Below are 13,146 nucleotides of genomic sequence, written 5' to 3' on the forward strand. Positions count from 1 at the left end.
TTTCTGTAACAATATGCCTTTTGGGGAAGAGAATATTATTTCTCTTCCCCTTTTTTTCTGCCACACAAAATGCTATACTAGACATAATGAAAGCCCGCAGTTCTGCCTTATTTTCCATACCTTCGGCAGTCCTGCAAAACCACGCTTGAAAGGGAATATGTATATGGAAAATGAGTACATTATTGAGATGTTGAACATCACCAAAGAATTCCCGGGTATCAAGGCAAACGACAACATTACGTTACAGCTCAAAAAAGGAGAAATCCATGCTCTGCTTGGAGAAAACGGTGCAGGAAAATCAACCCTGATGAGTATTCTTTTTGGTCTGTATCAGCCTACCTCCGGAATCATCAAGAAGAATGGGCAGGAAGTCCATATCAACACACCGAACGACGCCAACGATCTCAACATCGGTATGGTGCACCAGCACTTTAAGCTGGTCGAATGTTTCTCGGTTCTCGACAACATCATCCTCGGCGTAGAGCCGACCAAAGGCCTTTTCCTCGAGAAAAAGAATGCCCGTGCAAAAGTCATGGAGCTGAGCGAGAAATACGGTCTGATGGTCGATCCGGACGCTCTGATCTCAGATATCACCGTCGGCATGCAGCAGCGTACTGAAATTCTGAAAATGCTCTACCGTGACAACGAAGTCCTGATCTTCGACGAGCCGACCGCGGTTCTGACGCCGCAGGAAATCGACGAGCTGATGAAGATCATGAAGAACCTCGCAAAAGAAGGAAAATCCATCCTCTTCATCACCCATAAACTCAACGAGATCATGGAAGTTGCCGACCGCTGTACGATTCTCCGCAAAGGAAAATACATCGGAACCGTCAACATCAGCGAAACTTCCAAAGAAGAGCTCTCCCGCATGATGGTCGGAAGAAACGTCAGCTTCTCCGTCAACAAAAAGCCGTCAAAACCGGGCGACACCGTTCTGAAAGTAGAGCATATGACCGTACCGAGCAAGGTGCACGGAAACAACGCCGTCAAAGATGTTTCCTTTAATGTAAGAAAAGGCGAGATTGTCTGCATCGCAGGTATCGATGGAAACGGCCAGTCCGAGTTCGTTCAGGGCCTCACGGGACTGGAAAAAATATCCGGCGGTAAAATTCTGTTCAACGGACAGGACATCACGAAAGCTTCCATCCGCGACCGCTCCAAGATGGGCATGAGCCACATCCCGGAGGACCGCCATAAACACGGCCTCGTGCTGGATTACTCCATCGAGCAGAACATGGTGCTGCAGCGTTACTGGCAGCCGGAATTTGAATCCTTCGGCTTTATCAAATCAAAAGCCGTGCGCGAATATGCCGAGCGCCTGATCGAGCAGTACGATGTCCGCAGCGGCCAGGGTCCTGTGACCATCACCCGCAGCATGTCCGGCGGAAACCAGCAGAAAGCGATCATCGCGCGTGAGATCGACAAAGATCCTGATCTTCTCGTTGCGGTACAGCCTACCCGTGGTCTTGATGTCGGAGCCATCGAATACATTCACAGCCAGCTCGTTGCACAGCGCGACAAGGGAAAAGCCGTTCTTCTGGTTTCTCTGGAACTGGATGAGGTTATGGATGTTTCCGACCGTATTCTTGTTATGTACGAAGGAGAGCTGGTCGGCCAGCTGGATCCGAAAACCGTTTCTGTCGAAGAACTCGGTCTCTACATGGCAGGTGCAAAACGGGATCCGGTTCCCGAAGAAGTATAAAAGAGAGGTAAGAAAAGCATGAACGAAAAAACGAAAAACGCTCTTCTGTCCATTGTCGCTTCTCTTGTATGTATTGTGATCGGTCTTCTTGTGGGATTTATCATTTTATACTGCATCAACGCGGAGAACGCAGTGGATGGATTTACACGAATCATCAAAGGCGGCTTTTACTTAAAGCCGAAGGGAATCGGAAGTGAAATCGCTCAGTCCGCTCCCCTGATTATGACCGGACTTTCGGTTGCATTTGCTTTTAAAACAGGTCTGTTCAACATCGGTGCTGCCGGACAGTACACCGTCGGCGTCTTCGGCGCCCTGTATTTTGCCATCATCCTCCACATGCCGTGGTATGTATGCCTTCTGGCTGCTATGGTCTGCGGAGCCATCTGGGGAGCAGTTCCTGGTATCTTCAAAGCATACTTCAACGTAAACGAAGTTATTACTTCCATCATGTTCAACTGGATTGGTCTTTATCTTGTCAATGAGCTGATGTACAACACCATCCCGGGCATGTATGATCAGAAGACCACACGTACTTACAAATTAAGCTCCGCTTCTCCGAAATCCCTGATTCCGGACTGCGGCATGAACTCCATTTTCCGTACCAGTTCCACAACGATTGCCATTTTCATTGCGATTGCCATTGCGGTCATCATCTACATCGTTCTGAACAAAACAACCTTCGGCTATGAGCTGAAAGCCTGCGGGTTCAATAAGGATGCTGCCAAATACGCCGGCATCAACGAGAAGAGAAACGTTGTTCTCTCCATGACCATCGCAGGTGCGCTTGCCGGAATCGGTGCAGGCCTCTACTTCCTCTCCGGTGCATCCGAGTGGAACCCGCAGGTATCGACAGCACTCCCGGCCATCGGATTTAATGGTATCCCGGTTGCGCTTCTTGCACTTAGCAACCCGATCGGCGTTATCTTCGCTGCTCTCTTCGTTGCTCATATTTCTGTCGGCGGTGCTTACCTGCCTACGAAATATTATCAGCCGGAGATCGCGGACCTGATCGTTGCCGTTATCATTTACCTTTGCGCATTCGTTACCCTGTTCAAGGGCATCGTTGCAAACCTGTTCAAGAGCAAAAAAGAGCAGAAAGCAAATGCCAATGCAGACAACGGAAAGGAGGAGAAGAAATAATGTTCCTTTTAATTAAATTTACCTTACTGTACGCCGTTGTTCTGATGCTCGTTGCGATGGGCGGTATGTTCTCCGAGCGAAGCGGTGTCATCAACATCGCGCTGGAAGGAATCATGGCGATCGGCGGCCTTGCCGGTGTCTTCGTCCTGGTTCTGTTCCCGGATCTCCCGGCTCCTGCACTTGTGGCACTTTCCATTCTGGCGAGCGCCGTATCCGGTATGATCTACTCTCTGCTGCTTGGCTTCTCCGCCATCACACTGAAAGCAGACCAGACGATCGGCGGAACCGCGCTGAACATGCTGGCTACTGCCATTGCCATCGTCCTGGTAAAAGCATTCAACAACGGCTCGGATGCCGGAAACGGTGCAGCTTCCGCAAAGCTGAACTACACCAACGCCGCTTTCATTTACAAGATCGGACCATTTACCGTGAACATCTTCCTGTTCATCGGCATCATCCTTCTGATCTGCAGCTACGTGTTCCTCTTCAAAACGAAATGGGGACTGCGCCTGCGTGCCTGCGGTGAGCATCCACAGGCAGCCGACTCTGTTGGTATCAACGTATACCAGTGGAGATACACCGGTGTTATCATCTCCGGTGCACTCGGCGGTATCGGCGGATTTGCATACATCGTTCCGTCCGTTACCACCTGGAACTTCGAAGTCGGCGTAGCCGGTGCCGGATTCCTTGCCCTCGCTGTTATGATCTTCGGTCAGTGGAAACCGTTCCACATTGCCGGAGCAGCCGTATTCTTTGCGGTATTCCGTTCCCTGGCAAACATTGCGGACTCCACTGTCCTCTCCCATCTGGGACTGTCCAAGAACATTTACAGCATGATGCCGTTTATCGCATCCATGATTATTCTCGCCTTCACATCCAAGAATTCCCAGGCTCCGAAAGCCGAAGGTATTCCATACGATAAGGGCGCAAGATAATATGTAACTATTCAGAGCCATGTGAAATGGAAGAAAAAATTGCGAATCATGCTTGCATGAATGAGCGGTTTTTTCTGGAATTTCATATGGCGAGCAGCCACATCGAGATGCAGCGCAGCGGAATCGAGATGTGGCTCTGAATAGTTACAATTTTTAAAGGCAGAGCCGTTAAATCCGAACTGTGTTTTTTCGGCTCTGCCTTTTCTCTATCATTCTGATTTATTTTTCATCAAAGAAAGGAAAAAATTATGCTGAACACCAAATTATTTGACCACACCATCTTAAAAACAGACGCAACCGAAGCACAGGTTGCAAAGATCTGCGACGAGGCACTTGCACATGATTTTGCTTCTGTCTGCGTCAACCAGTACTACACCAAATTCGTTGCTGAAAAACTCAAAGGATCTGACGTCAAAGTCTGCACCGTTGTCGGCTTCCCTCTGGGCATGTCCGATACCCGTGTAAAAGTGTTTGAGACCCGTGCAGCCATCGAAGACGGTGCACAGGAGGTTGATATGGTCATCAATGTCGGAGCCCTCAAAGACGGCAAATACGACTTCGTACGCTCCGATATCCAGACCTTAAAAGAAGTATGCGGCAAGGACATCGTTCTGAAAGTCATCATCGAGACCTGCCTTTTAACCGATGAAGAGAAAGTAAAAGCGTGCGAGCTCGCAAAAGAAGCCGGCGCTGACTTCGTAAAAACCTCCACCGGATTTTCTACCGGCGGTGCAAAAGCGGCTGATGTTGCCCTGATGAGAAAGACCGTAGGCCCAGATATGGGCGTAAAAGCTTCCGGCGGAATCCACAACGCAGACGAGGCACAGGCTATGGTAGATGCCGGCGCAAGCCGTCTCGGAACAAGCGCAACACTGGCTATCATCGGATAAAAAGGAGTTTCTTATGGATACGATACTGATAGGAATTGCCGGAGGAACCGGCAGTGGAAAAACGACACTGGCAGATAAGCTGGTAGAAAGTTTTGGACGCGATGAAGTGAGCATTCTGCGCCATGACAACTATTACAAACGCCATGACGATATTCCTTTTGAGGAGCGTGCCAAATTAAATTACGATCATCCCGATGCCTTTGATACCGACCTGTTATGCCAGCACATTCTCGAGCTGAAAGCCGGAAAATCCATCGAGATGCCGGTTTACGATTATGCCATGCATAACCGCTCGGATAAAACGATTCTGGTCCATCCTGCCCCGGTTATCGTGCTCGAGGGCATTCTCCTCTTCGTTGAGAAGGATCTCTGCGATCTGATGGACATCAAAGTCTTTGTCGATACCGATGCGGACGTGCGGATTCTCCGCCGGATCCTGCGCGATGTAAAAGAGCGCGGCCGTTCCCTGGACAGCGTTGTGACGCAGTACCTGACGACCGTAAAACCGATGCACGAGCAGTTCGTAGAGCCGAGCAAGCGCCGTGCCGACGTGATCATCCCGGAGGGCGGACAGAACACCGTTGCTCTTGAAATGCTGATCGAGCGGGTGCGTAAGCATCTAAATCTGGTGCAGAACCAGTAAACATCCGTTTATCGCTATAAAAATCTGCAAAAAAAGAACGAGGACTGAATTTTCTCTTTTTCCGTCCTCGCTCTTTTTATTTTTCCCTTACAGATGTTCCAGCATTCCCTGCAGCCAGATCTGGCCTTTGAAACGTCTTCCCACTTCCGGTACTCCAAATAAATCCTTTTCGTTGATACAGATGTCTATCGGCACATCGTTGCAGACGAGGCCGAGCTCATACACCCGCTCGCCCGTTACCGCGTTCTTCGTTGTATTCATCTCCGTAATTTCACCCATCACGCTGTACTGGTCACATTCGAGACCGCTCGGCATGAAAAAGCTATCTACAATAGAAAAGACATCTTCCTTCGTCAGACGCTGGGAAATCATGGCATATGTGTCAATATCATCCATGGTGAGACTTTCCATCGCATCCTCATCCCCGTTTCTGGCAGCCGAGATCAGTGAATTCTTCTGCTGCGTGCTGCGGCGCTCCTTCTCGACCTGTTCCGGGTCTTTCTGGATCGGAAGCAGAATTGTTCCTTCCGCTGCAAGACCGGAGACAGAAAGCGGGAGCGGAAGCGGCTGCAGCGCATTTTTCTGTTTCATCTCAAGATATTCCGCTGCATGCGTCAGATAAAAGATCATCGTGATGCCAAGCCGCATATCGTCGCAGGCGCCTGCAAACGATTCCTTATCGACGTGGCGCTCCACCGATACCTCCTCGTAGGAGCTGATCTGCCCGCCCTCGAAATAGGGATAATAATATTCCATCTGGAAACGGTTGTTCTCATCAATTTCCCCACAGACCGTGATACCACAGTCATATGCATATTCTTTCGAAAATTCAGCAAAAAGGTGGTGTTCTTCTGTTTCCACAATCTTTTTACGGTCGTAGTTTTCTACTACATCACGAAGAATCTCCTGGAGTTCCTTCGTCGTCTTGATCTTTGAAAATCCAATGGTTTTCAGGTAAGCGTGCATAAGAACACCTCCTCTCATTCCTTTGTATTTCTTATGCGATTAGTGTTTCGGAACCAGTTTCTCTTTTCCGCCCATGTACATACGAAGAACTTCCGGAATGCTTACGGTTCCGTCTGCATTCAGGTTGTTCTCCAGGAATGCGATCAGCATACGCGGCGGAGCAACTACGGTGTTGTTCAGGGTATGTGCCAGGTATTTCTTTCCGTCCTCGCCGTTGACACGGATTTTCAGACGTCTTGCCTGTGCATCACCAAGGTTGGAGCAGCTTCCTACCTCGAAGTATTTCTTCTGACGCGGAGACCATGCCTCAACATCGACAGATTTTACTTTCAGGTCAGCCAGGTCACCGGAGCAGCACTCCAGAGTACGAACCGGGATATCCATGGAACGGAACAGGTCTACGGTGTTCTTCCACAGTTTGTCATACCACATCATGCTGTCTTCCGGTTTGCAGACAACAACCATCTCCTGTTTCTCGAACTGGTGGATACGATAAACACCACGCTCCTCGATGCCGTGTGCTCCTTTTTCTTTACGGAAGCACGGAGAGTAGCTGGTCAGGGTCAGAGGCAGTTTCTCCTCCGGGATGATGCTGTCGATGAATTTACCGATCATGGAGTGCTCGCTGGTTCCGATCAGGTACAGATCCTCGCCCTCGATTTTGTACATCATGGACTCCATCTCAGCGAAGCTCATAACACCGTTTACGACGTTGCCGTGGATCATGAAAGGCGGTACGCAGTAGGTAAATCCGCGGTCGATCATGAAATCTCTTGCATAAGAAAGGATGGCAGAGTGGAGGCGTGCAATGTCGCCCATCAGATAATAGAATCCGTTTCCTGCAACTTCTCTTGCTGCGTCCAGATCGATTCCGTCGAAAGACTCCATAATGTCGGTGTGATACGGGATTTCAAAATCCGGTACAACCGGCTCGCCGAAGCGCTCTGCTTCTACGTTCTCGCTGTCATCTTTTCCGATCGGTACGGAAGGATCGATGATGTTCGGGATCACCATCATGATCTTCTTGATTTCTTCTTCTACTTCTTTTTCTCTTGCAGAAAGAGCCTCGATGCGGGAACCGTCAACAGCTACCTGTTTCTTTACTTCCTCAGCCTCTTCTCTCTTGCCCTGGCCCATCAGTGCGCCGATCTGTTTGGAGATTTTGTTTCTTTTTGCACGAAGTGCTTCTACTTCCTGTTTGATGTCACGGTTTTCTTTATCCAGCTCGATGACTTTATCAACCAGCTCCAGTTTCTGATCCTGGAATTTATTTCGGATATTCTGTTTTACAACTTCCGGGTTTTCTCTTAAAAACTTAATGTCTAACATAATTTCCTCCTAGTAGATCTTATCCCCTCATTTTGGCGGGATTCTTTTTGTTCTTTCCAGCCCGGAACCACTGCCGTTTTTCCAGCATTTATGCGGGTTTGGCGCGTTCCAGTACCATCATATAACAGTATATGCATTTTTTCAAGCGTTCTTTCATGCTGTTTACAGTTCACCCGCGCCATTCGCAAAACCGCGCTTTCAGCGCTCTCCGCTGCTTCGCAGCTCTTTTTGCTCATACCCTGGCGCTCCCTTCGTGCATTCATAGAGACAGATTTTCATGCAAGCATGAAATCTGCCTCCACGAATGCACGAGTGAACTTTTGCCCTACATCAGATCGATCGAATTCATCGTAATTGCCTGGCGCAGCGCGTCGATTTCCTCGGCGCTCAGCATGATATAGGACTCGCCTTTTACGATCTCTTTCAGATATAAAAAGCAGTTGTCACGGCTGTGGATTGCATTCAGGATAAAACCTGTGTTTTCTTTGTCGAGCATTGCCAGCGCAAAACTCATCTTTCCGCCCACATCGTCAAACGCATCATATTTTACGATTCCGTATTTGTTCAGCGTCATGCCCTGGATCTTTTTCAGATCCGCAAGATTTTTTTTTGTCAGCTCATTCTGCTTGTTCAGTTTGTCAATTTCCTTGAACCGCTGATGAAACAGCTTTTCGAGTGACTGGGCGTCTTTTCCCTTCATAAAGCTTCTGTACTTCTGGTTCAGTCTGCTCAGACGCAGCGACATGCTGACCGTCATAATCATCATCACGATAATCAGTACAATCAGAAGAAGTACAACAACGCCAAGGTCAATTCCTACCTTACTAAATAAATCGCTCATTATTCTACCTCTTACTGTATTGATTCAAACAGATCCATGATTCTCTCGAGCTCTTCCTGGGAATAATACTCGATCTCGATCTTTCCTTTGTGCTTTGCCCCGCGGTGAATGGAAACCTTCGTACCAATGATGCTCTTGATTTTCTCTTCCAGACCTTCGTAGATGGCTTCCTCTTCCAAATTGACTTTCTTTTCTTTCTTCACCTTCGGATTCAGGATCTCTTTGACCAGGCGCTCGGTCTCACGGACACTGAGCTTTTCATCGAAGATTTTCATTGCCGTATTGTACTGGAGCTCTTTATTCTCCAGCGCCAGCAGCGTACGCACATGACCGGTTGTCAGCATTTCATCGACAACCATCTGCTGTACCCTGTCGTCCAGTTTCAGGAGACGCATCGAGTTTGTAACCGCCGTTCTGCTCTTGGAAACGCGCTCTGCGATTTCATCCTGGCGGAGATGGAACTCTTCCATCAGGCGTTTGTATGCGTGTGCCTCCTCAATCGGGTTCAGGGATTCTCTCTGAATATTTTCAATCAGGGAAATCTCGACAACTTCCTGCTCGGTAAAATCTTTGATGATGACCGGTACTTCTTTGATTCCGGCAAGCTTTGCAGCCCTCCATCTCCGTTCCCCTGCGATGATCTCATAATAATCATCTTTTTTCTGCACCAGAATCGGCTGCAGAACTCCGAACTGTTTGATGGATTCCGAAAGTTCGATCAGGCCGTCCTCGTCAAAGGATTTTCGCGGCTGTTCGCGGTTCGGTTCAATTTCGGAGATTTTCAGTTTCATCTCGACTGGTTTTTCGACAACTTTTTCAACAACCTTCTCGACTACTTTGACCTCCGGTTTTGCCGGTTTTTCTTTTGCTTCTGCTTTGGCCGAATGTCCCGGTGAAATCAGGGAATCCAGGCCCTTGCCTAAGCCTCCTCTTCTCGCTGCCATTACTCTTCATCCCCCCTGTGAATCACTTCGTCTGCCAGGAGACGGTAGCTCTCTGCACCGGTGGACCGCTTGTCGTAATAGTTGATCGGCATACCGTAGCTCGGTGCCTCCGCAAGGCGGACATTTCTCGGAATAATGGTTTTGTAGATATTCTGATCCAGGCTGTCTTTTACGTTTTCTACTACCTGCAGAGAAAGATTCGTTCTCGCATCGTACATGGTAAAGACAACGCCTTCCATCTCCAGTTCCGGATTCAGACGCTCCTGCACCAGCTCAATCGTGTGCATAAGCTGGGATAAGCCCTCCAGTGCGTAATATTCACACTGAATCGGCACCAGAACGGTGTCCGCGGTGGTCATCGCGTTGATTGTCAGCATATTTAAGGATGGCGGACAGTCAATAATAATGAAGTCGTACTGATCGCGGACCTGATCAATTGCGTTTTTCAGGATGAATTCTTTGTCTTCCACCCCGATCAGCTCGATCTCCGCTCCGGCCAGATTGACATTGGAAGGGATAAGGGAAAGATTGTCAAAATTCAGAGGAATGATGCAGTCCTCCAGTTTTGACTCTCCAAGAAGCAGCTCATAGATGGTATTTTCCACTTCATTTTTCTCTACTCCCATTCCGCTGGTGGTATTTCCCTGCGGGTCCATATCAATGGTCAGAACTTTTTGTCCCATTTCTCCTAAACAGGAAGAAAGGTTAATTGCGGTGGTAGATTTACCTACGCCGCCTTTCTGGTTTGCAATTGCAATTGTTCTTCCCAAAATATGTATTGCCTCCTTTCATCTTTTTGTTTTCCATTTGCAGTTTTTCCTTTTTACAGGAAATGACCTGCCGGCACTTCTTTCAAAAAAATGATTCATGCGGCAGGTGTTTTGGCATATATATAGGAAAAATCTCCTTTTCTATGCCAGTCTATCTGAGGAATTCTTCAGATTCTATCTCAAAATTGCCCCAATTTGGGACAAAGATATTTTATCATACTACGCCGGATTTTACTACTGGAAATGTTTCACGTGAAACATTTTCTGCATTTTTGCATGATTAGACGGTGTGAAGCATAAGAAAATTGGAGATTTTTGGCGATGTTTCACGTGAAACATTTTGAAAAGCACTGTTTTACAATGATTTTTCTCGGTTTTTACGCTGTTTAAAGGCTTTTTGGAATTTTTCAGCGATGATTTTGCATTTTTTGATGGTTTCCAAGTAATTCTGCGATGTCAGAACATTTTTTTCTGTTTCACACAGTTTTTATAAAATGTTTCACGTGAAACATTTTAATTTTTGACGTTTTTGAGGTACAAATATACTGGAAACGTTATTTTAATCGTGTGATGCTCTTTTTCAAGGAAATCTCAGGTGATTAGGAAGAAAAAATCAACTTATCAGGATATTATTGATACACAGATCAGGAATCAAAACTGTTTATGGTTGTTCAGTGATCGTAAATGTCTCTTTTGTATATAAAATGTATTTTTATTCACCAGGGCTCTGTTTTTTCATCGTTCTTCCTCGCTTTTTCAAATTTTCAGCATTTTTCTCTTTATTTTCATCAGTAAGAGGCATAATCCGTGAGACATCCTTTTTTTTATTTTTTTCTCAATTTTTTTCTTTTTCCGGGCTGTTTTTCTTTGATTTTTTTATTTTACAGACCAGGCTGCACATTTTCTGTTTTTTATCGATTTATTTGATTTCACTATAATTTTTCTGTTTTTATGGTTTTAATATTTTTCTCTCGCTGCCACGTCTTTTATCCTCTTTTCCATCTTTCTGGCTTACCTTTCTCTTTTTTTGTAAACAATCTCACTTTTTCTCTTTTATCAACATTTTTTATTCCTTCTCTCCGTTTTTTATCCCTCATCGCCATTTCACACCATTTTCTCGCCTTTCACTGCCTCTCCCTCCCGTTTTTATTCTTTTCGCCCATGTCTATACTACATTTTCCCCTTTTCAGTAGTTTTTTGCCTTTTCTCAACTCATTTTTATCTTTTTTGCTTTTTCCGCCTCTTCCATCGTTTTACACCCTTTTTTTGCCATTTTTTTAAATCGTCCTTCATTTTTTCGTTTCTACTTATGTCACTTTTCCCGTCTCATTTTTCACGTTTCACGTCTCTCAAAATGTTTCACGTGAAACATCGTTTTTTACGATTTTCGGTCTTCGGCAATCAGTGAGAAGCGATTTGCTTACCGGCTTTCCGAAAATCACTCTCATTTTTCACCTCTCTTATTTTTAAAACAATCATATTTTCTATTCTATTTTAATTTTCTCCATCTTTTCTACATTTTTCCTGTATTTTCGTGTGTTTCACGCAGTTTTTCGTCTCTATTTTCTCTCTTTTATTAAATTATTTAATTATATTTTTATATTTTCGTATTAATTGAACTTTTACATTCGTTTTTTCGGATTTTCCAAACCATTTACTAAACGCATTTTGAGGCCATTTTTTCAGGGATTTTTGCCAATCTGGAAGGATTTTATCCCATAGTGCAGTTTTCATGCTTTTATGTGTATTATTGCATCGTTTTTTTTCTCTGTTTTTGTAGTTATGTAAACCGTTTAAATATACCTTTCGTCATCAGTTGACATAACGTAGTTCATTCGGAATTGTCTGCGCTTTTCGTCAAATTGCGCCTTATTTTCGTCTCTTTTTCTCCTTTTTCCCTTAATTTTTGCATTGTATCTTTCCCTTTTTTCGCTTATAATAAGCTCAACACAACGTTTCGAACCGATTCCTCCCCTCCGGGAGACCCCTGAAAGGAGTTTTATCATATGAAACACAGCAAAAAACTGGTCACCTTGAGTGTCCTCACCACGATGTCCGGCGCAGCGATTTACTTTCTGAATAAAACGCTCGATACCGCCGCCGTACGGAAAAACCTGCTCGCATCGGCTGAAAAAGAGAGCTTTTCCTGGCAGTTCGGCGATATTTTTTACACAAAAAAAGGCACCGGAACCCCGATGCTCTTACTTCATGACTTACATTGTGCCTCCAGCGGCCGCGAATGGCAGTATATTGAGGATGCTCTCGCCCAGGATCACACCGTCTACACACTCGATCTCCTCGGCTGCGGCCGTTCCGACAAGCCGGCGATCACGTACACGAACTTTTTATACGTACAGCTCATCGTCACCTTCATCAAGCAGGTCATCGGATGTCCAACCGACGTAATTGCATCCGGTTTATCCGGCTCTTTCGTTGTAACCGCCTGCAACACAGCCCCGAAATGCTTCGGCCGAATCATGATGATCAACCCGACCGACCTTGCCAAGCTCAACAAAATCCCGGATAAACGCAGCCGATTCCTGAAACGCATGATTGAACTCCCGCTCGTCGGCACGCTGCTGTACCACACGCTCACCGGCCGATCCAACATCGAGCTTTTATTCACCGAGAGCTACTACCACAACCCGTTCCACCGCTCACCGGAGGACGTAGACGCATTCTATGAGTCAGCCCACCTCCAGAGCAGCGCCGGAAAGTACCTTTTTGCAAGCCTTGCGGGCAATTACGTGAACCTCAACATCGGCCACGCCTTAAAACACATTGACAACAGCATCTTCCTCATCGGCGGCGAGGAGGAACCGGGCATCGCAGAAACCTTTGCGCTGTACACAGCGCTCAACACCTCCATCGAAACCCAGATCCTGCCGAAAACAAAGCACATGCCACAGATGGAGGCCCCGCAGGCCCTCTTAGACCAGATCCAGATCTTCTTCGCACCGGTACAGTAATACCCCCTTCTGCT

Annotated in this window: 12 protein-coding genes; 6 read left to right on the forward strand and 6 right to left on the reverse strand. The window is 46.6% G+C overall.

The window, feature by feature from the left end; translation table 11 throughout:
- Positions 1–157: 157 nt before the first annotated feature.
- From DW915_RS12220 to udk, 5 genes are all read left to right on the forward strand, one after another.
- A complete protein-coding gene (locus DW915_RS12220; RefSeq protein WP_442857845.1) occupies positions 158–1,705 on the forward strand; it encodes an ABC transporter ATP-binding protein in 1,548 nt (515 codons plus the stop codon).
- An 18-nt stretch (positions 1,706–1,723) separates the two neighbouring features.
- Entirely contained in the window at positions 1,724–2,845 is a 1,122-nt protein-coding gene (locus DW915_RS12225) for an ABC transporter permease (RefSeq protein WP_022461586.1), read from the forward strand.
- The gene (locus DW915_RS12230) at positions 2,845–3,780 is read left to right on the forward strand and encodes an ABC transporter permease (RefSeq protein WP_022461587.1); all 936 of its coding nucleotides are present in this window, start codon (positions 2,845–2,847) and stop codon (positions 3,778–3,780) included. Before DW915_RS12225 ends, DW915_RS12230 begins: the two co-directional genes overlap by 1 nt.
- Before the next feature lie 248 nt (positions 3,781–4,028).
- The gene (deoC, locus tag DW915_RS12235) at positions 4,029–4,670 is read left to right on the forward strand and encodes a deoxyribose-phosphate aldolase (protein WP_118742216.1); all 642 of its coding nucleotides are present in this window, start codon (positions 4,029–4,031) and stop codon (positions 4,668–4,670) included.
- A 13-nt stretch (positions 4,671–4,683) separates the two neighbouring features.
- The gene (gene udk / locus DW915_RS12240) at positions 4,684–5,313 is read left to right on the forward strand and encodes a uridine kinase (RefSeq protein ID WP_022461751.1); all 630 of its coding nucleotides are present in this window, start codon (positions 4,684–4,686) and stop codon (positions 5,311–5,313) included.
- A gap of 87 nt (positions 5,314–5,400) precedes the next feature.
- Here the strand turns inward: udk and DW915_RS12245 are convergent, their stop codons facing one another.
- The 6 genes from DW915_RS12245 to DW915_RS12270 all read right to left on the reverse strand — a co-directional run bounded on the left by DW915_RS12245 (position 5,401) and on the right by DW915_RS12270 (position 10,163).
- The gene (locus DW915_RS12245) at positions 5,401–6,279 is read right to left on the reverse strand and encodes a DUF3881 family protein (RefSeq protein WP_117510628.1); all 879 of its coding nucleotides are present in this window, start codon (positions 6,277–6,279) and stop codon (positions 5,401–5,403) included.
- Between the two features lie 39 nt (positions 6,280–6,318).
- The gene (gene serS / locus DW915_RS12250) at positions 6,319–7,608 is read right to left on the reverse strand and encodes a serine--tRNA ligase (protein ID WP_022461753.1); all 1,290 of its coding nucleotides are present in this window, start codon (positions 7,606–7,608) and stop codon (positions 6,319–6,321) included.
- Positions 7,602–7,844 carry a hypothetical protein gene (locus DW915_RS12255; protein ID WP_147398438.1) on the reverse strand — a complete coding sequence of 81 codons (243 nt, stop codon included), beginning with the start codon at positions 7,842–7,844 and terminating at the stop codon, positions 7,602–7,604. The genes serS and DW915_RS12255 overlap by 7 nt, the downstream gene beginning before the upstream one ends.
- 89 nt (positions 7,845–7,933) lie before the next feature.
- On the reverse strand, positions 7,934–8,449 hold the full coding sequence (locus DW915_RS12260) for a DUF4446 family protein (protein ID WP_022461754.1): 516 nt from the start codon (positions 8,447–8,449) through the stop codon (positions 7,934–7,936).
- A gap of 11 nt (positions 8,450–8,460) precedes the next feature.
- Entirely contained in the window at positions 8,461–9,393 is a 933-nt protein-coding gene (locus tag DW915_RS12265) for a ParB/RepB/Spo0J family partition protein (RefSeq protein WP_022461755.1), read from the reverse strand.
- Complete coding sequence (locus DW915_RS12270; protein ID WP_022461756.1) at positions 9,393–10,163, reverse strand: ParA family protein; 771 nt, start codon at positions 10,161–10,163, stop codon at positions 9,393–9,395. The genes DW915_RS12265 and DW915_RS12270 overlap by 1 nt, the downstream gene beginning before the upstream one ends.
- 2,006 nt (positions 10,164–12,169) lie before the next feature.
- Between DW915_RS12270 and DW915_RS12280 the strand changes: the two genes are divergently transcribed.
- Positions 12,170–13,132, forward strand: coding sequence for an alpha/beta fold hydrolase (locus DW915_RS12280; protein ID WP_118595963.1), 963 nt, complete (start codon positions 12,170–12,172; stop codon positions 13,130–13,132).
- Positions 13,133–13,146 lie beyond the last annotated feature (14 nt).

Origin of the sequence: Blautia sp. AM42-2 (assembly GCF_003480245.1) — a bacterium.
In the GTDB taxonomy this organism is placed as follows: domain Bacteria; phylum Bacillota; class Clostridia; order Lachnospirales; family Lachnospiraceae; genus Fusicatenibacter; species Fusicatenibacter saccharivorans.

What these genes read in the sequence shown, in the direction of transcription:
- udk (WP_022461751.1), top strand. Translation starts at nt 4,684, where the DNA reads ATGGATACGATACTGATAGGAATTGCCGGAGGAACCGGCAGTGGAAAA.
- DW915_RS12260 (WP_022461754.1), bottom strand. Translation starts at nt 8,449, where the DNA reads ATGAGCGATTTATTTAGTAAGGTAGGAATTGACCTTGGCGTTGTTGTA.
- DW915_RS12245 (WP_117510628.1), bottom strand. Translation starts at nt 6,279, where the DNA reads ATGCACGCTTACCTGAAAACCATTGGATTTTCAAAGATCAAGACGACG.
- DW915_RS12280 (WP_118595963.1), top strand. Translation starts at nt 12,170, where the DNA reads ATGAAACACAGCAAAAAACTGGTCACCTTGAGTGTCCTCACCACGATG.
- DW915_RS12220 (WP_442857845.1), top strand. Translation starts at nt 158, where the DNA reads ATGTATATGGAAAATGAGTACATTATTGAGATGTTGAACATCACCAAA.
- DW915_RS12255 (WP_147398438.1), bottom strand. Translation starts at nt 7,844, where the DNA reads ATGAGCAAAAAGAGCTGCGAAGCAGCGGAGAGCGCTGAAAGCGCGGTT.
- DW915_RS12230 (WP_022461587.1), top strand. Translation starts at nt 2,845, where the DNA reads ATGTTCCTTTTAATTAAATTTACCTTACTGTACGCCGTTGTTCTGATG.
- DW915_RS12225 (WP_022461586.1), top strand. Translation starts at nt 1,724, where the DNA reads ATGAACGAAAAAACGAAAAACGCTCTTCTGTCCATTGTCGCTTCTCTT.
- deoC (WP_118742216.1), top strand. Translation starts at nt 4,029, where the DNA reads ATGCTGAACACCAAATTATTTGACCACACCATCTTAAAAACAGACGCA.
- DW915_RS12265 (WP_022461755.1), bottom strand. Translation starts at nt 9,393, where the DNA reads ATGGCAGCGAGAAGAGGAGGCTTAGGCAAGGGCCTGGATTCCCTGATT.
- serS (WP_022461753.1), bottom strand. Translation starts at nt 7,608, where the DNA reads ATGTTAGACATTAAGTTTTTAAGAGAAAACCCGGAAGTTGTAAAACAG.